Consider the following 17,248-nt stretch of genomic DNA (forward strand, 5'->3'; position numbering starts at 1 on the left):
GACTGCCGTTTCCCGTGTCGCTCGCGCGCATGCCGTCATACCGGGTCCCGGAATCCGCTACGGTCAAGGTCGCCGCGTAGGCAAGGGAAGGAAGTCAGGGCACACATGGCCGAGAAGGTCATTCGCGTGGACGACATCGACGGCTCCGAAGGGGACGATGTCGCAAAGCGAGACTTCGAAGTCTTGGGTCGGACGTTCACGATCGACTTGAGCGATGACAACTACAAGCGCCTGAACGAGATGCTGGACGCCCTCGCGCCCTTCATCAGCAACGCCGTCGAGGTGAAGCCCGCGGGGAAGGGACGCAAGTCGGCCCGCACCGCGAAGATCAAGGGCTACACGAACGGCGATGTCCGCGCCTGGGCATTGCGGGAGGACATCGAAGTCTCCGAACGTGGCAAGATATCGGATGAGGTCTATGCTGCATTCATCGAGGCCCATCCGGACGCGAAGCCGGACGCATAGCTAGTAGGGAGTCCCCGCATGGCACAGAAGGTCGAAGTCCTTCTCGTGGACGACATCGACGGCGGCGAGGCTGACGAGACCGTCAGCTTTTCGCTCGATGGCACCACTTACGAGATCGACCTGAGCAAGAAGAACGCCGCCAAGCTCCGCACCGGTCTCGAACCGTTCGTCGCCGGCGCGCGCAAGGCGCGCAAGACGACTGGACGGGCGGGCCGTACCCGCACGACCAACAGCCGCGAGCGATCCGCCGAGATTCGCGAGTGGGCGAAGAGCAACGGCATCAAGGTCAATGAGCGGGGCCGTATCCCCGCCAATGTGATCGAGAAGTACGAGGCGGCGCACTAGCGCAGGCGCGTGGTCGGCGGCGTTCCGGCGACAGCGCCGGGGGCCGGGGTGGAATTTCACCCCGGCCCCTTGCGTATGTTCATCCGGGACGAATCGGTGCGAAAGAATTTCGCAAGGCGGAGATCAACCGTTAGCCCGTCCTTAACGGGGTGAAATGGGCGAAGGGGGCAGAGGCGGTTGGCACGAGCGACGCGCCGGGACCGGGTCCGGTACTGGTTCGACATGACCATGTCCAAGGGCACTCCGGCGCTCATCGGCTGGCTCGCCCTCGCCTCGGCCGCCCTCGTTCTGGTGGTCGCCACCGCCGCCGTCCTCATCGCCCCGCGCGACAGCGGCGCGCACGGGGACTGGCCCGGCATGGTGTGGCGGAGCCTGCTGCGCACGCTCGACCCCGGCACGATGGGCGGCGACACCGGCACCGGCCCGTTCCTGGCGCTGATGCTCGTCTCCACGATCGGCGGGATCTTCATCGTCAGCTCGCTGATCGGTGTGCTCACCACCGGGCTGGAAGCCAAGATCGGTGAGCTGCGCAAGGGCCGGTCGCGGATCGTCGAACACGACCACACCGTCCTGCTCGGCTGGTCGGAGCAGGTCTTCACCGTGGTCGCCGAGTTGGTCGAGGCCAACCAGAGCCAGCGCCGATCCTGCGTGGCGATCCTCGCCGACCGCGACAAGGTCGAGATGGAGGACGCGCTCCGCGCCCGGGTCGGCGAGTTCGGCCGCACCCGGATCGTGTGCCGCACCGGCAACCCGCTGAAGGTCGTCGACCTGGAGCTGGTCAGCCCCGGCACCGCCCGCTCGATCATGGTGCTGTCGCCGGAGGTCCCCGACGCCGACACCCACGTCATCAAGGTGCTGCTCTCGCTCGGCGCGCGCGCCTGGGAATCGCGACGGCCCCACGTCGTCGCCGCCGTGCACGACTCGGCCAACCTGCCCGCGGCGCGGCTGGCGGGCGGCACGGCCGCGCGGGTGATCGACGCCGACGACATCGCGATCCGGCTGATCGTCCAATCGCACCGGCAGTCCGGACTGTCGCAGGTCTGCACCGATCTGCTGGACTTCGCCGGCCACGAGTTCTACATGCGCCGTGAGCCCGCCCTGACGGGTACGACGTTCGGCGCGGCGCTGTCGGCCTATGACCTCGGCGTGCCGGCGGGGCTGCGGCGCGGTGACGGCACCGTCCTGCTGAACCCGCCGACCGGCACCGTCATCGACGCCGACGACGAGGTGATCGTGCTGGCCGAGGACGACCTGCTGATCCGGCTCGGCGGCGCCCCGCCGCCCGTCCGGGAGGAGCGGATCACCACGGCGACCCCGCGCCCGTCCGTGCCGGGCCGCACGCTGCTGCTCGGCTGGAACCACCGCGCCCCGAAGATCATCGACCTGCTGGACGACTTCGTCGCGGCCGGCTCGGAACTAATCGTGGCCGCCCCGCGCGAGGACCCCACCGGGGAGCTCGGCCCGTTCGCCAACCTCAAGGTCGGTTTCGCCCGCGCCGAGCCCACCGACCGCCCGTCCCTGGAGGCACTGGACGTCGGCTCGTACCAGCATGTCGTGGTGCTGTCGGATGCCGGCTTCGACCGTGAGCACGCCGACGCGCGCACGCTGGTGACGCTGCTGCACCTGCGCGACATGGAGGACGCGCTCGGCGACCCGTTCTCGATCGTCAGCGAGATCAACGACGACGCCAACCGGGAGGTCGCCCAGGTCACCAAGGCCGACGACTTCGTCGTCAGCGACAAGCTGATCAGCTTGATGCTCACCCAGCTCAGCGAGAACCGGCACCTGTACGACGTGTTCGCCGACCTGCTCGACCCGGCCGGGTCGGAGATCTACCTCAAGCCCGCCGCCGACTACCTCGCGCCGTGCGGCATCGCCGACTTCGCGACCCTGATCGAGTCCGCGCGACGGCGCGGCGAGGTCGCGCTCGGCTACCGGCTGCACGCGCGCTTCCATGAGCCGCCCGGTTACGGCGTCGTGCTCAATCCGGACAAGACCGCGCCCCTCACCCTCGCCGCCGAGGATCGCGTGATCGTGCTCGCGGAGAACTGACCGCATTTCCGGTCGGCCTCTAACCGCGAAAGCGGTAAAAAGAAATGCGGAGACATCCGGTAATCGCCCACAATTGTCACGCGGGGTGATCATTGTGGGCGAGCAGATGTTGACACTGGGAGCACGGATAGCAGAGATCGAGGCCCTCTACACCTGCGTCCTGGACACGACGGGGACGCGCGCCGAACGCCGCTTCCTGGCCGAGCTCGCGGAGACGGGCGCCCGGCTGGCGGACGAGGCGGGCACGGCGGCGCGCACCGCCAGGCCGCGGCCGGCCTCGACCCGTCCGGGTGGCGGCGCACGGCCGCGCCCCCGGCCGAGGCTGCGGCGCCGCATCGCCCGGACGCAGCGCACCGCCGACTGGATCATCGCTCGTACCGGGCGCCGGTCGGGCTGATCTCAGCGCTCCGGCTCCGCCGGCACCGCGAGCTCGTGCCCGGCACGCAAGGCGATCGTGATCCGCTCGCGCAGCGCCGTCTCGGCGCGACGGGCGTCCTCGGCCATGCTGTGGATCTCGGCGCCCGCCATCGCGTCACCGGCGGTACTGGCGAGCAGATCCCGATAGCGGGCATTCTGCTCGGGCAGCCCCGACAGCACCTGCGACTCGTGGTAGGCGTCGTCGGCCTCGCCCGCCCGGCACGCGTAGGACTCCAGCGCCTCGATCCGCGACGTGACGGAACGGACCGACAGGCGCAGCGCGCGGTCCTGCGGTTCCAGCAGCGCGCGGACCCCCGGGGAGAGCCTCTCGGGCTGCTGGGCGCTGCGCTCGCGACGCAACCGGGTGTGCTCGGCGAGCACGACGGCGATCGACCACTCCTGCCGCGGAAGGACGACCGTGTTGTTGACGTCGTCGAGCAGCCCGGCGCCGTGGGCCCGCGAGCCGAGCACGGCGTCGATGGCCCGCTGGGCGCGGACGAGCAGCCGCGCGGCGGGCCGGTCGAAGTCGGCGGGAAGCAGGTAGGAGCCGTGGTACCGGCGCGCCACACGGGCTGCGGCGGGCTCGCGAACGTACCGGAGCGCGCCGATCACCCAGCCGGTGAAGCTCGCCAGCGCCAGCGCCAGGGCGGCCTCGGGCTGCCCGAGCAGGATCAGCACGATCTGCAGGGCTGGTGTGAGCATCATCGCGAGGACGGGCCGCCGGCCCCACCGCATCGCGCCGCCCAGCAGCTCGTCCTGGTCCAGCGACGCCAGGAAGAACAGCCGCAGCCAGCCGCCGGGCAGCACACCGTAGAAGAAGGCGAACCCCGGAATCCACACGAGCCTGGCGACCACGGTCGCCGCGCTCACACGGGCACGCCGCGGCGGAGGCGCGCCCGCCGCGACGAGCCGCCCGGGCGCCCCCGCGAGAAGCGCGCGGTCGGCCTCAGGGATTCCGGGATCGAACACCGGACGGGGACGGCTGTCATCGTTCATCGGCTCTCCCCACCGTGTCAGGGGACGATTCGCCCGCGCTCCCCGTGCTATCACGCAGGCCCCGGCTCTCTCCAGATTGTCACGAGATCCGAACATTCACCGGATGCCATCTGGTGAGTCCCACATTCCCCGCAATCCCCACCGGAGTCCCGCAGACACTGAAACGCCACTAGAGAGCGGCGAAGCCCAGAGCTCGGTGGAGGGCGGCGGTGACGGCCGCGCGAGTCGGCCGTGGCAAGATCGCGGCCAGGTGCGCGTCGGGTCGGACGAGCCAGACCTCGCCGGGGCGCAGCCCGAGCGCGGTGGCGAGCCCGCCCCTGTGGTCCAGGTCGGCGGGCCGCAGAATGCGGAGGGGCACGCCCTCGGCGGTACCGGCCAGACCGGTCGCGAGGTCGCCGGGCACGTCGGCCGCCAGCAGCAGGGTGAAGCCGTCGCGCAGCAGCTCGCGCAGCCGGGTCCCGCCGGGCAGCGGCGCGTCCGGCACGATCACTCCGGGTGCGGGCGGGTGGACGGCGCCCTTGGGCGGGCGCCCGGTGGGTGGTCTCGTCGGCTCGGGCGTGGTCAACGGCGACGCGGTGTACCAGAACGGCTCGGCGAACCGCCCGGAGTCGATCGCCGCCACCGCGTCGGGGTCGCCGGCGGCGCGTTCCAAGGCGCGCCTGCGCGCCGTCCAGCCCGGCTCGGACTGCGGGACGAGGAAGCGCATGGTCGCCGACGTCACCTCCAGGTTCTCCAGGGCCGCCGCGCGGCGCTCGGCGTCATAGCTGTCCAGCAGTTGCGGCGGGGCCCAGCCGCGCAGCACGAACGCGATCTTCCAGGCGGCGTTCTCGGCGTCCGGAACGCCGGAGTTCAGACCACGGGCGCCGAACGGCGCGAACTGGTGGGCACAGTCGCCCGCCAGCAGGACGCGGCCACAGCGCATACGGTCGGCCACCCGCGAGTGGAAGGTGTACACCGACACCCAGCCCACCTCGTACGGACGCGACCCGACGATCTGCCGGATGCGGCGGTCGAGCCCGGGTCCCATCTCGTCGGCGAGGGAGAAGTTCGGCGGCACCTGCCAGTCGATCCGGTAGCGGGAGTCCGGGCAGGCATGGATGAGCACCTGCCGCCCCGGATTCCAGGGCGGATCGAAGTAGAAGCGCCGCTCGTGCTCGAAGCCGGGCAGGTCGGCGTGCAGGTCGACGATGAGGAACCGGTCGTCGAAGCTCTCTCCCGGCAGCCCGATGCCGAGGGACTCGCGGATCTCAGAGCGGCCCCCGGCGCAGGAGACCACGTAGGAGGCGCGGACGGCCGAGCCGTCCGCGCAGTGCAGGGTGACGCCGTCCGCGTCCTGGTCGAGTCCGGTGACGTCGCGGTTCCAGCGGATCTCGATGAGATCCTGGGCGGCCGCGCACTCCTCCAGGATCTGTTCGGTGCGGGACTGGGAGATGTTCACGCACGGCGGCAGCGTCCCGGCGTCGGCGAACCGCCAGGAGAACAGCTCGCGGGTGCGGTAGAACGTGCGCGCCGTGGTCCAGGCGAGCCCCTCCTCGGCGATCGCGCCGGCACCGGCCGCCGCCCAGATGTCCAGGACGTCCCGTTGCTGGCAGATCGAGCGAGACCCGATCGCCTCACGTACCGGGCGCCGCTCCAGCACGACCGAGGGCACGCCCCACCGGGCCAGCAGCAGCGCGGTGGTCAGCCCCACCGGCCCCGCGCCGACCACGGCGACGGGATCGGTCCCGGTCAATCCTGGAGCCCCGCCCATACCTCCCGGTCGCGTTCGGCCGTCCAGATGCGCGGGCGCTCCACGCCGGACAACTCATCCCAAAGGCGGGCAACGTCAAAGGGCAGGCAGTGCTCGAAGATCGGCCAGCCGCCGTAGGCGGGGGCCAGCGCGATGTGCACGGCGGCGAAGGCGTCCTTGAGGGTGCCGCCACCTTCGTGGACGCGACCGGTCTCGCGGAGCATCGTCGTCAGGAAGTCGCGGGTCTGGGCGACGGCGGCGCGGGCCGCGGCACGGCCGTGCGCGACGGCGCCACGCCCCCCGACGAGCGTCTCGGCGCCGAACGAGGCGACGTGGTCGAGGGTCCCGGACGCCCAGTCGCCGTGGAAGGCGTCGCCGGTGTAGAGCGCCGCCTGCGTCTCGACGAGGTCGCCGGCGAACAGGACCCGCTGCCGGGGCAGCCACGCCACGATGTCGCCCTCGGTGTGGCCGCGCCCGCAGTAGGCGAGGTCCAGGTCGCCGCGGTCGCCCCCGAGGTCGATGGTCAGGGTGCCGGAGAAGGTGAGGGTCGGCCACGTGAGCCCGGGGATGGACTCCGGCTCCTTGAACAGCCGGGGCATCCGGCCGAACTCCGACTCCCAGTCCTGCTTGCCGCGCTCGGCGATGAGCGCGCGCGTCCGGTCGTGCGCGACGACCACCGGGGCCCCGAAGGCGCTCGCGCCCAGCGTCCGCACCGCGTGATAGTGCGACAGGACGAGATAGCGGATCGGCTTGTCGGTGTGGGTGCGCAGGACGGCCAGCCAGTCGCGGGCCGCGGCCGGGGTGGCGAGGGCCTCGAAGCAGACGAGGAAGTCCTCGCCCTCAATCGCTCCTACGTTCGGGTCGCCTTCGGCGGTGAGCGCGTACACACCGTCGGCCAGGATCTCCAGGGTCTGCGTCTTGTCGTCCAGGTCGGCGGACGACGCGAACGGTCTGGGCACCGTTGCCCCCTCGCACTCGTGGCCGCGCCGTGCCACATTGGCCACGGCCGTTCCTGCGGAGGTTTTCATTCCACATCAGGGCGTTCGATAACCGTCGAAGCCGGATCTACGCGGCGGACGGGTCGATCACGCGGCGACCGATGACATGGTGGGTCTACGATGCCGCCGTTCTCGATCACGCGGATCTCATCATGCGGACGGGGTAGAGAAGATCATGGACAGTGGCCGGAGGGGCGGGCGCGGAGGAGGAACGGTGTCCGAGGGGACCGGCGGGCGGGCGGGCGCTCCGCGGGCCCGCGGAGGGCGGGCGTGACCGCCGTGCTGGGGCTGCTCGCCGTCCTGGTGCTGACCGCCGCGACCGGCTACTTCGTGGCGCAGGAGTTCGCGTTCGTCACCGCCGACCGCCCGCTGCTCGACCAGCGCGCCGCCGAGGGCGACCGCGCGTCGGCGCGGGCGGTGCGGGTGATGGAGCGGCTGTCGTTCATGCTGTCGGGCGCGCAGCTCGGGATCACCGTCACGGCGCTGGTGGTGGGCTTCATCGCCAAGCCCGCGCTGGCCGACCTGATCGACCCCGCGGTACGTGCGGCGGGGGTTCCGTCGGGCGCCTCCGGCGGGGTGGCGGTGGCGCTGGGGTTCGCGCTGGCCACGATCGTGCAGATGGTGCTGGGCGAACTGTTCCCCAAGAATCTGGCCTTGGTGAAGCCCGAGCCGCTGGCGCGCGCTCTGGCCTCGTCCACCCTCGTCTACCTGGCGGTGGCATCGCCGCTGATCAAACTGTTCGACGCGTCGGCGAACCGGCTCGTCCGCGCGGTGGGCATCGAGCCGGTGGAGGAGCTGCATCACGGCGCGACGCTCGAGGAGCTCGGGCGCATCATCGGCGAGTCCGGTGAACAGCTCCAGGAGGGCCACGCCGACCTGCTGGAACGGGCGCTGGCCTTCTCCGAGCGTGACGCCGAGGCCGTCATGGTGCCGCGGGTGGACGTGGTCACCGTCCCGGCGTCCGCGCGGGCGGGCGAGCTGACCGACGTCATCACCGCGAGCGGGCACTCGCGCTACCCCGTCGTCGGCGAGGGCGTGGACGACGTCGTCGGCGTGGTGGGCCTGGAGGAGCTGGTCCCGCTGAGTCCGGCGGAGGCGGACCGCACGGAGGTCCGCGCGCTCGCCACCCCGCCGCTGCTGGTGCCCACCAGCCTGCCGCTGCCGGATGTCGTGGCCCAGCTGCGCGGCGCGGATGCGCCGTTGGCCTGCGTGATGGACGAGTACGGCGGCTTCGCCGGGATCGTCACCTGGGAGGACGTCGCGGAGGAACTGGTGGGGGAGATCGCCGATGAGCACGACGCCGAGGAGGACCTGGCCGTCCGGCGCGGCGAGTGGTGGACGACGGACGCGGGCCTGCGGGTGGACGAGGTCGCCCATGAGACCGGCATCGCGCTGCCGGAGGGCGACTACGAGACGGTCGCGGGCCTGCTGCATGAGCGGCTCGGCCGGGTCGCGCGGCCGGGAGACGTCGTCACCGTCGAACTGCCCCCGGAAGGGATGGACGAACCGGCTCGCGCCGCCATGGTGGAGGTGCTGACGATCCGCCGGCACGTGCCGGAGCTGATCCGGGTCCGCACCGTCCGGGGCGGGGGCGAGGCTCGGTGAACCTCACGCTGGGCGCACTGCTCACGCTTGTGCTGCTGGCCGGCAACGGCTTCTTCGTCGCCACGGAGTTCGCGCTGGTGGCGGCCAAGCGGCCACGGCTGGAGCGGGCCGCCGCACGGGGCAGCCGGGCGGCGGCCGCGGCGGTGGCGGGCATCGGCGAGCTGTCGCTGACCCTCGCGGGAGCGCAGCTCGGCATCACGATGTGCTCGCTCGGCCTCGGCCTGGTCTCCGAGCCGGTGTTCGCCGAGACGCTGACGCCACCGCTGCACGCCGTGGGCCTGCCAGGCGGCGCCGCGCACGCGGTGGCGTTCGTGCTGGCCCTGGCCGTGGTGACGTTCCTGCACATGGTGATCGGCGAGATGGCGCCGAAGTCGTGGGCCATCGCGGGCCCGGAGCGGTCGGCGACCGTACTGGCGCCGCCGTTCCGCGCGTACACGACGGTCGTCCGTCCCGTCCTCGCGGCGCTGAACGGCGCCACGAACCTGCTGCTGCGGGCGAGCCGCGTCGATCCGGACGGGTCGCGGGACGTCTCGCGGACGCCGGAGCAGCTGCGCAGCATCGCGGTGGAGTCGCGGCGGCTCGGGCTGATCGAGGAGAGCGACCTGTCGCTGCTCACCGCCGCCCTGGACGCGCCGCGCGCGCCGCTGTCGGAGTTGATGATCCCCGTCTCGCGGATCGTGTCGGTGCCGGCGTCGGCGACGCCGCAGGAGGTCGTCGACACCGCCGCGCGCACCGGCCGTACCCGGATCATGCTGCGCGGCGCCCCGGCGCCCGTTCAGGCGCGGATGGTCCACGTCCGGGACGCCTACGTGGCGCGTGCGCGGGGACGGGACACCCCGGCGCGGGAGCTGGCGCACCCGGTGCCCGCGATCCCGGTCGGCACCCCGGTGGGCGAGGCCGTCGCCACGCTGCGCGACCACCACAGCAAGCTGGGGCTGGCGGTGACGCCCGACGGCCGGATCGCCGGTCTGATCAGCCTTGACGACCTGCTCACCACGCTGCTGAGAGCGGCCTGAGCCTTCCGATCCGTCAACGTTGGTTGACATGGCCGGGTGTCAGCACGGGGGTCACCGGGCGAAATGACCGGCGAGGACCGCAGCGCAGGCGGCCTGGCGACCCGGATCGAACGGGAACCGCTGGCGGCACTCCGCGGTGACCCACGCCGGTGGGCCCGGCACGGCGGGCGCCTTGTGCGACGACGGACGGGGCGCGGGACGCGGCCGGGGACCGCGCGGGGCGCGCGGGGCGCGCGGGCGCGGCCGGGCGGCGGAGCCGGACCGCCCGCCCGGCTCCCGGGACTGGCTCGCCACAGGCGAGCCACCCGGGGGCGACGGCTGACCGGCGGGCGCGGACGCGGGCGGCGCGGATCCGGCGGGCGCGGACGGGGTGGACGGCGTCGCCGAGGACGGGGCGGACGGCGGCGGCATCGACGGGATCGTCGGGACCGCGTCCGGTGTCACCCGGTGTGCCGGGGCCGGGCGCAGCAGGCCGTAGCCGACGGTCAGCACGACCCCGGCCGCCAGCACGACCGCGAGCGCGACGGCCGGCAGGGATGACCGGGACCGGTAGGGGCGGCGGCGCGGCGGCGCGGGCGCGGCGCGCGTGTAGCCCGCCGGCGGGAACTCGCGAGAATGACGCACTCACAGATAGTCACGCTCCGCGCCTGCTCAGACACGGAGAATCGCCGTGACCGTTGCGCCCTCGATACATGAATCGGAGCTCGAATTAGCCCTTAACCAGGCTAAATAACCGGATATAAGATCAGGTCATGATTGTCCATAGCTGACATTTTGGTCAGCATACGGCAAAAATCCTTGACCCAATCGGTAAACGGAACGCACCATCTTCACGGCGCGCGCCACTCACCGCCCCCTCACGCCCTGCGAGGACGATGCCATGAGGCGACTCCGGAGGCTGGACCGTGCCGCCGAAACGGCGGCCGAACGCCTGTTGAAAGCCGGTACGCTGCTGCGACACGCCGAGACGACGCCCGATCTGCGCGCCGAGTACCGGCGCGACGAGAGCGTCAACGACACCCCCTATCGCGAGCGCTGGGCACACGACCGGGTGGTCCGTTCGACCCATGGCGTGAACTGCACGGGTTCCTGCTCCTGGAAGGTGTATGTCAAGGACGGATTGATCACCTGGGAAACGCAGCAGACGGACTATCCGAGCGTCGGACCCGACCGTCCGGAGTATGAGCCCCGCGGCTGTCCCCGGGGCGCGTCCTTCTCCTGGTACACCTACTCGCCGACCCGGGTGCGGACCCCGCACGCGCGTGGCGTGCTGGTGGAGATGTACCGCGAGGCCCGGCGGCGGCTGGGCGATCCGGTGGCCGCGTGGGCGGAGATCACCACCGATCCGGTCAGGCGGGAGCGCTACCAGTCGGCGCGTGGCAAGGGCGGGCTGGTGCGCGTCGGCTGGGACGAGGCGCTGGAGATCGCCGCCGCCGCGCACGTGCACACCATCCGCGAGCACGGCCCCGACCGGGTGGCGGGATTCTCGCCGATCCCGGCCATGTCGATGGCCTCGCACGCGGTGGGGGCCAGGTTCATGTCCCTGATCGGCGCGCCCATGCTGTCGTTTTACGACTGGTACGCCGACCTGCCGATCGCCTCCCCGCAGGTGTTCGGCGACCAGACCGACGTTCCCGAGTCCGGCGACTGGTGGGATGCCGCCCACCTGATGCTGTGGGGCTCCAACGTTCCGGTGACCCGCACGCCCGACGCGCACTGGATGGCCGAGGCGCGCTACCGGGGACAGAAGGTCGTGGTGATCTCACCCGACTACTCCGACGCCACCAAGTTCGCCGACGAGTGGGTGCATCCCCATCCCGGGACGGACGCGGCCCTCGCCATGGCGATGGGGCATGTGATCCTCACCGAGTTCTTCGTCGGGCGTGGTGTCCCCTACTTCACCGACTACGTCACCCGCTTCACCGACCTGCCCTTCCTGGTCGAATTGGAGGAACGGGACGGCGGCCACGTCCCCGGACGGTTCGTCCGGGCCACCGGGCTGAGCCAGGGCACGGGCACCGACGCCGACCGGTGGAGGCCCCTGCTCATCGACGCCGTGACAGGGGAGCCGGTCGCCCCCAACGGCACGGTCGCCGACCGCTGGAGCCCGGAGGGCGCCGGGCGCTGGAATCTGGACCTCGGGGACGTCGAGCCGCTGCTCACCCTGTACACCGGCGCGGACGGCGACGGCGCGGAGGTCACACTGCCGCGTTTCGACGTCCCGGACGCGACGGTATGCCGCGGGGTCCCGGTCCGGCGGGTGGGCGGCCGGCTGGTGACCACGGTGTTCGACCTGCTGCTGGCCCGCTACGGGGTGGGCCGCCCGGGACTGCCCGGGCGGTGGCCCGACGGCTACGACGACGCCGAGCCCGGCACGCCCGCCTGGCAGCAGGAGATCACCTCGGTGCCGGCCGCGCAGGCGGTGCGTCTCGCCCGCGAGTTCGCCGAGACCGCCGAGAAGACCCGCGGCCGCGTCATGATCGTGATGGGCGCCGGCACCAACCACTGGTTCCACTCCGACACGATCTACCGGTCGCTGCTGTCACTGCTGATGATGACCGGCTGCCAGGGCGTCAACGGCGGCGGCTGGGCCCACTACGTCGGGCAGGAGAAGGTGCGGCCGCTGGCGGGGTGGCAGCAGCTCTCCACGGCCGCCGACTGGGTGCGGCCCTCCCGGCAGATGGCGGGCACCCCGTACTGGTACCTCCACACCGACCAGTGGCGGTACGAGCGGTACCCGGCGGACGCGCTGTCCGCCGCCACCGGCCGCGGCCTGTTCTCCGGGCGGCACACGGCCGACCTCGTGGCCGAGTCCGCGCGCCGCGGCTGGATGCCGTCCTACCCGACCTTCGACGCCAACCCGCTCGACCTCGGCGACCGGGCGCGTGCCGCCGGCGGCGACCCCGGGCGCTGGGCCGCCGCCGAGGTCGCGGCGGGCCGGCTCGGCTTCGCCGGCGAGGACCCCGACTCCCCCGCGAACTGGCCCCGGGTGCTGACGGTGTGGCGCGCCAACCTGATCGGCTCATCGGCCAAGGGCAACGAGTACTTCCTGCGGCACCTGCTCGGCGCGTCCGACAACGCCGCCGCGGCGGAGGCACCGCCCGGCGACCGGCCGCGCACGGTGGCGTGGCGGGAGGACGCGCCGCACGGCAAGCTCGACCTGCTGCTCGCGCTGGACTTCCGGATGACCTCCACGACCCTGCACGCCGACCTGGTGCTGCCCGCCGCCACCTGGTACGAGAAGCACGACCTGTCGTCCACCGACATGCACCCCTACGTCCACGCGTTCTCCCCGGCGATCAACCCGCCCTGGCAGGCGCGTACCGACTTCGAGATCTTCCACGGGCTGGCACGCAGGTTCGCCGAGCTGGCGGCGGAGCACCTGGGCACCCGGCACGACCTCGTCGCGACGGCCCTCCAGCACGACACCCCGGCCGAGCTGGCGGAGCCGGACGAGGCCGGGCCCGGCGACGCGTTCCCGTCCGTCGCGCTGATCGAGCGGGACTACACCGCCGTCGCCGACCGGCTCGCCGCGCTCGGCCCGCTGCCCGAGCAGGTGGGTATCACGGTCAAGGGTGTCACCGTCAGGGCCGGCGCGGAGACGCGGTGGCTCGCCGCGCGCGCCGGGACCGTCCAGGACGGCCCGACGCGCGGCCGGCCCCTGCTGGACACCGACGTCGTGTTCTGCGAGGCGATCCTGGCATTGTCGGGCACGACCAACGGCAGGATCGCCGCCGAGGGTTTCGAGCGCCTCGCCGAGCGCTGCGGCGGCTCGGGCCTGCGGGAACTGGCGGCGACCGTCGCCGAGCGGCGGATCGTGTTCTCCGACACCCAGCAGCGGCCCGTAGCGGTCGGCGCGAGCTTCGAGTGGTCGGGCAAGGAGGCACCCGACCGCCGTTACTCCCCGTTCACCATCAACACCGAGAACGGCAAGCCCTGGCACACCCTGACGGGCCGCCAGCACTTCTTCCTCGACCACGCGTGGATGGCCGAGCTCGGCGAGCAGCTCCCGGTGTACCGCCCCCCGCTGGACATGGCCGCGCTAGGCGAGAGCCTTCAGGCGGAGGGGCACGCGGGCGGGGGCGGCCCGTCGGTGACCGTCCGGTACCTCACCCCGCACTCCAAGTGGTCGATCCACTCCGAGTACCAGGAGAACCTGCTGATGCAGACGCTGGCGCGCGGCGGTCCGGTGATCTGGCTCAGCGTCGAGGACGCCGCCGCCGTCCAGGTCGCCGACAACGACTGGATCGAGGCGGTCAACGCCAACGGGGTCGTGGTGGCCCGGGCGATCGTCTCCCACCGGATGCCGCCCGGCACGGTCTTCATGTACCACGTGCAGGAGCGGCTGGTGAACGTCCCGAAGTCGCAGGCGACCGGACGGCGCGGCGGCACCCACAACGCCGTGACCAAGCTGCTCATCAAGCCGACCCATCTCATCGGCGGCTACGCCCAACTCTCGTTCGCCCCCAACTACTACGGCCCCACCGGAAACCAGCGGGACGCGGTGACGGTGATCCGCCGCCGCGGACAGGAGGTGCAGTACTGATGCCCGGCCGCGACGCTCCCCGCCGCGTGATGGCCCAGATCGCCATGGTGATGAACCTCGACAAGTGCATCGGGTGCCACACCTGCTCGGTCACGTGCAAGCAGACGTGGACCAACCGGCCCGGTACCGAGTACGCGTGGTTCAACAACGTCGAGACCCGTCCGGGCCAGGGGTACCCACGCGGGTACGAGGACCAGGACCGCTGGAAGGGCGGCTGGCGGCGCACCGCGGGCGGCCGTCTGAAGCCGCGGTCGGGCGGGCGGGGCCGCCGGCTGGCGCGGCTGTTCGCCAATCCCGACCTCCCCGCGCTCGACGACTACTACCAGCCCTGGACCTACGACTACGACAACCTGATCACCGCGCCGCTCGGCGACGACCTGCCCACCGCGCCGCCGCGGTCCCTGATCGACGGGCGGCCCACCGAGGTCACCTGGGGCCCCAACTGGGACGACGACCTCGGCGGCGGTCCCGAGCACCTGGCAGGAGACCCGGTGCTGCGCCAGGTGAGCGACACGGTGCGGCTGGAGTACGAGCAGGCGTTCATGTTCTACCTGCCGCGCATCTGCGAGCACTGCCTGAACCCGTCGTGCGTGGCGGTGTGCCCCTCCGGCGCCCTCTACAAGCGCATCGAGGACGGCATCGTCCTCGTCGACCAGGACCGGTGCCGCGGCTGGCGCATGTGCGTGAGCGGCTGCCCGTACAAGAAGGTCTACTTCAACCACCAGACCGGCAAGGCCGAGAAGTGCACCCTGTGCTACCCGCGGATCGAGGCGGGCGAGCCGACCGTCTGCTCGGAGACCTGCGTCGGGCGGCTGCGCTATCTCGGCGTGATCCTCTACGACCCCGACCGTGTCGGGGAGGCCGCCGCCGTCCCCGACGAGAAGGACCTCTACGAGGCGCAGCTCGGCTGCTTCCTCGACCCGCGCGACCCGGCCGTCGCGGCGGCGGCCGAGTCGTCCGGCATCCCGCACGACTGGGTCGAGGCCGCCAAACGGTCGCCGGTGCGCGCGCTGATCTGCGACTACCGGGTCGCCCTGCCGCTGCATCCCGAATACCGCACCATGCCCATGGTCTGGTACGTCCCGCCGCTGTCGCCGATCGTGGACGCGCTCGCGAACGGCGGACACGACGGGGAGGAGGCCGGGAACCTCTTCGGCGCCATCGACGCCCTGCGGATCCCCGTCGAGTACCTCGCGGGCCTGTTCACCGCGGGCGACCCGGCACCGGTCGAGGCGTCCCTGCGGACGCTGGCCGCGATGCGCTCGCACATGCGCCGCGCCAATCTCGGTGAGCCGCCCGACCCCGCCATCGCCGCGAGCGTCGGCATGGACGCGGCGGGGATCGAGCGGATGTACAGGCTCCTCGCCCTGGCCAAGTACGAGGAGCGATACGTGATCCCCACCGCCTACGCTGCCGGGCCCGGGGCCGGCGACGAAACGGACGGCTGCGGGCTCGACGGGCCGGGCGGTCCCGGGATGCTGGAGGAAGCCTTCCACGCCCCGCTCGCCTCCCCGGCCCTCGCGGGCGCTCCTGGGCCGGGCACGGGCGGGCCGAGCGCGGACGGCGCACCGGCCGGGGCAGGTGACGCCAGGTTGCGAGGCCGGGTGAACCTGCTCGGCTGGAACGGCAAAGGCCGTCCCAAGGGCCTGTTCCCCACACGCGAGGAGGGGGACCGGTGATCGACGTGGTGATCCGGCAGTCGGCCTCACTGCTGCTGCGCTACCCCGGCCCCGAGTGGCCGGAGACACATCGGCTCGTCCTCGACGTCGCCGGCGCGTTCCCGGACAAGCGGTGCACGTCCCTCCTGCGGTTCTGCGCGGACGTCGCCGCCGTAGCGCCGTTGGACCTGGAGGCCCGCTATGTCGCGACGTTCGACCGCAGCCCCCGCCGCACACTGCAGATGACCTACTACACCGATGGCGACACTCGCCGGCGCGGGGCGTCCATGGCCCGGATGAAGGGCGAGTACCGGCGGCGGGGATGGGAGCCGCCGGACGACCAGTTGCCCGACTTCCTGCCGGTGATGCTGGAGTTCGCGGCCCGGTGCCCCGAGCCCGGGGAGCGGTTGCTCGCCGGTCACCGGTCGGGGTTGGAGCTGCTCCGGCTCGCTCTGCAGGACCACCGCAGCCCTTACGCGCACGTGCTGGAGGCGGTGTGCGGGACCCTGCCCGGCCCGTCCGTCCACGACCGGCGGGCGGCCCTGGAACTGGCCCGCACCGGCCCGCCGACCGAGGCGGTCGGCCTGGACGGGTACGGCGGGCCCACGCCGCTGGGAGGGCGGCGATGAAACATCTCCAGGTCGCGCTCTGGGGTGTCTTCCCCTATGTCGCTCTCATCCTGTTCTTCGCCGGGTCCTTGTGGCGCTACCGCTACGACCGCTTCGGGCTGACGACCCGCTCCAGCCAGCTGCACGAGAGCCGCCTGCTGTCGATCGGCGGCCCCCTCTTCCACTTCGGGCTCCTGTTCGTCCTGGCCGGTCACGTCGTGGGGCTGATCGTCCCCGAGTGGCTGACGGAGGACGTGCATGTCAGTGAGCCGCTCTACCGGGCGAACGCGCTGCTGGTCGGCGGCGTCGCGGGGACGGCCACGGCCGCCGGCCTGGCGATCCTGCTCTGGAGGCGGCTGCGGGTGCGGGCGGTCCGCGCCGGGACCGGCCGCAGCGACCGCGTCCTGTTCCCGGTGCTGGCCGCCGTGCTGCTGGCGGGTCTCACCGCGACTCTGATGGGCCCGGTGTCCGGCAACTACGACTACCGGCTCGGCGTCTCGGTGTGGTTCCGGAGCGTCTGGGAGCTGGACCCGAACGTGCCGGCGATGACGTCGGCGCCGCTGGTCTACCAGGTGCACGCGCTGCTCGGCATGGCGCTGTTCGCCCTCTGGCCGTTCAGCCGGCTCGTCCACGCTTTCGCGGCGCCGGTCGGGTACGTGACACGACCCTACGTCGTCTACCGGTCCCGAGGGGCCGGGCCGCCGTCGGGTGCGCGAACCGGCGCCCGCCGGTGAACGGCACCACGCCGACGGCGGGCACGATCAGCGGCCCGCGTGGAGTTCCGGCACGGGCGCGAACGCCTCGTCAACGTCG

General features: G+C 72.2%; 14 protein-coding genes. 10 read left to right on the plus strand and 4 right to left on the minus strand.

Features of this window, described 5'->3' with window-relative positions; translation table 11 throughout:
* The first annotated feature begins 105 nt into the window (after positions 1 to 105).
* The 4 genes from AMA02S_RS26090 (at position 106) to AMA02S_RS26105 (ending at position 3,259) form a co-directional block, all read left to right on the plus strand.
* Positions 106 to 465 carry a histone-like nucleoid-structuring protein Lsr2 gene (locus AMA02S_RS26090; RefSeq protein ID WP_067462520.1) on the plus strand — a complete coding sequence of 120 codons (360 nt, stop codon included), beginning with the start codon at positions 106 to 108 and terminating at the stop codon, positions 463 to 465.
* Between the two features lie 18 nt (positions 466 to 483).
* Positions 484 to 810: a histone-like nucleoid-structuring protein Lsr2 gene (locus AMA02S_RS26095; protein WP_067462523.1), complete on the plus strand. Its 327-nt coding sequence runs from the start codon at positions 484 to 486 to the stop codon at positions 808 to 810.
* 177 nt (positions 811 to 987) lie between these two features.
* Positions 988 to 2,862: a CASTOR/POLLUX-related putative ion channel gene (locus AMA02S_RS26100; protein ID WP_067462526.1), complete on the plus strand. Its 1,875-nt coding sequence runs from the start codon at positions 988 to 990 to the stop codon at positions 2,860 to 2,862.
* 106 nt (positions 2,863 to 2,968) lie between these two features.
* On the plus strand, positions 2,969 to 3,259 hold the full coding sequence (locus tag AMA02S_RS26105; RefSeq protein ID WP_157430847.1) for a hypothetical protein: 291 nt from the start codon (positions 2,969 to 2,971) through the stop codon (positions 3,257 to 3,259).
* A gap of 2 nt (positions 3,260 to 3,261) precedes the next feature.
* On the opposite strand, the gene AMA02S_RS26110 is transcribed toward AMA02S_RS26105, so the two are convergent.
* The 3 genes from AMA02S_RS26110 to AMA02S_RS26120 form a co-directional block, all read right to left on the minus strand.
* Positions 3,262 to 4,275 carry a hypothetical protein gene (locus AMA02S_RS26110; protein ID WP_067462532.1) on the minus strand — a complete coding sequence of 338 codons (1,014 nt, stop codon included), beginning with the start codon at positions 4,273 to 4,275 and terminating at the stop codon, positions 3,262 to 3,264.
* Positions 4,276 to 4,444: 169 nt separating this feature from the next.
* A complete protein-coding gene (locus AMA02S_RS26115; protein ID WP_245667841.1) occupies positions 4,445 to 6,007 on the minus strand; it encodes an FAD-dependent monooxygenase in 1,563 nt (520 codons plus the stop codon).
* Positions 6,004 to 6,963: an MBL fold metallo-hydrolase gene (locus AMA02S_RS26120; RefSeq protein WP_067463432.1), complete on the minus strand. Its 960-nt coding sequence runs from the start codon at positions 6,961 to 6,963 to the stop codon at positions 6,004 to 6,006. Before AMA02S_RS26120 ends, AMA02S_RS26115 begins: the two co-directional genes overlap by 4 nt.
* Positions 6,964 to 7,272: 309 nt before the next feature.
* Here AMA02S_RS26120 and AMA02S_RS26125 point away from each other — a divergent pair, with 309 nt between their 5' ends.
* Positions 7,273 to 8,607: a hemolysin family protein gene (locus tag AMA02S_RS26125; protein WP_067462537.1), complete on the plus strand. Its 1,335-nt coding sequence runs from the start codon at positions 7,273 to 7,275 to the stop codon at positions 8,605 to 8,607.
* The gene (locus AMA02S_RS26130) at positions 8,604 to 9,623 is read left to right on the plus strand and encodes a CNNM domain-containing protein (protein WP_067462541.1); all 1,020 of its coding nucleotides are present in this window, start codon (positions 8,604 to 8,606) and stop codon (positions 9,621 to 9,623) included. Before AMA02S_RS26125 ends, AMA02S_RS26130 begins: the two co-directional genes overlap by 4 nt.
* Before the next feature lie 51 nt (positions 9,624 to 9,674).
* Here the strand turns inward: AMA02S_RS26130 and AMA02S_RS26135 are convergent, their stop codons facing one another.
* Entirely contained in the window at positions 9,675 to 10,247 is a 573-nt protein-coding gene (locus AMA02S_RS26135) for a hypothetical protein (protein WP_067462544.1), read from the minus strand.
* A gap of 256 nt (positions 10,248 to 10,503) precedes the next feature.
* Here AMA02S_RS26135 and AMA02S_RS26140 point away from each other — a divergent pair, with 256 nt between their 5' ends.
* From AMA02S_RS26140 to narI, 4 genes are read left to right on the plus strand one after another with little or no spacing between them, the layout of a single operon-like run.
* Positions 10,504 to 14,169 carry a nitrate reductase subunit alpha gene (locus tag AMA02S_RS26140; protein ID WP_067462548.1) on the plus strand — a complete coding sequence of 1,222 codons (3,666 nt, stop codon included), beginning with the start codon at positions 10,504 to 10,506 and terminating at the stop codon, positions 14,167 to 14,169.
* Positions 14,169 to 15,848, plus strand: coding sequence for a nitrate reductase subunit beta (gene narH / locus AMA02S_RS26145; protein ID WP_084265614.1), 1,680 nt, complete (start codon positions 14,169 to 14,171; stop codon positions 15,846 to 15,848). The genes AMA02S_RS26140 and narH overlap by 1 nt, the downstream gene beginning before the upstream one ends.
* The gene (gene narJ, locus AMA02S_RS26150; RefSeq protein ID WP_067462551.1) at positions 15,845 to 16,456 is read left to right on the plus strand and encodes a nitrate reductase molybdenum cofactor assembly chaperone; all 612 of its coding nucleotides are present in this window, start codon (positions 15,845 to 15,847) and stop codon (positions 16,454 to 16,456) included. The genes narH and narJ overlap by 4 nt, the downstream gene beginning before the upstream one ends.
* Entirely contained in the window at positions 16,453 to 17,169 is a 717-nt protein-coding gene (narI, locus tag AMA02S_RS26155; protein ID WP_067462554.1) for a respiratory nitrate reductase subunit gamma, read from the plus strand. Before narJ ends, narI begins: the two co-directional genes overlap by 4 nt.
* Positions 17,170 to 17,248 lie beyond the last annotated feature (79 nt).

The organism is Actinomadura macra NBRC 14102 (genome assembly GCF_001552215.1).
Taxonomy (GTDB): Bacteria; Actinomycetota; Actinomycetes; order Streptosporangiales; family Streptosporangiaceae; genus Spirillospora; species Spirillospora macra.